At 67.0% G+C, this 789-nt stretch carries 1 pseudogene; it reads left to right on the top strand.

The features are described from left to right. Window positions 1–43 precede the first annotated feature (43 nt). A pseudogene (locus OO52_RS50630) lies at window positions 44–777 on the top strand (transposase). Window positions 778–789 lie beyond the last annotated feature (12 nt).

Below are 789 nucleotides of genomic sequence, written 5' to 3'. Positions count from 1 at the left end.
ACTAAGACCGTGTCCTATGTGGCGGTGGTTCGTTGGTCAGGTCATGGGGCGGGATACGTGGAGTTGGATTGTTCCGGATGGGCTGTGGGAGATCGCGAAGCCGCTGATCCCTCCATCGAGGGTGCGTCCGCAGGGCGGGGGAACGCAGGACACGCCTGATGAGACGCTGTTCGCCGCCATCATCTACGTGTTGGTCAGCGGCTGCGCCTGGCGGGCTTTGCCGCCGTGCTTCGGGGTGTCGAAGTCGACCGCTCACCGCCGGTTCCTGATCTGGTCGAGAGCCGGTGTCTGGGGCCGACTGCACGAGGCCGTGCTGCACCGGCTCGACGACGCCGGCCTGGTCGACGTCACCCGCGTCGTCCTCGACACCGCCCACGTCCGCGCTAAAAAAGGGGCACGCGAACGGCCTGCCCCTCCTCGTCGGCGTCTCCGCCGGCAACGTCCACGACAGCGAAGGACTGAAGCCGATGGTGGAGGGTCACCCGCGGCCGCCACTTCAAGCCCCAGCGCCTGCACGCCGACAAAGCCTACGACCGGGCCGACCTGCGCAGATGGCTCCGCGGGAAGCGCATCGGCGTGCGCATCGCCCGCAAAGGCATCGAGTCCAGCGAGCGATTAGGGCGCCGCAGGTGGGTCATCGAGCGAACGATGTCCTGGCTGTCCGGCTATCGCCGACTCAGCCCCCGCTACGAACGCGATCCCCGCAACTACCTGGCCTTTCTCGGACTCGCCGCCGCCCTCTGCTGCTACAAGCGACTCATCCGCCTCACCACGTAGGACACGGTCTAA

Origin of the sequence: Streptomyces flaveolus, from assembly GCF_000716535.1 — a bacterium.
GTDB lineage: Bacteria > Actinomycetota > Actinomycetes > Streptomycetales > Streptomycetaceae > Streptomyces > Streptomyces flaveolus_A.
This window is presented reverse-complemented; position numbering and strand designations above follow the sequence as displayed.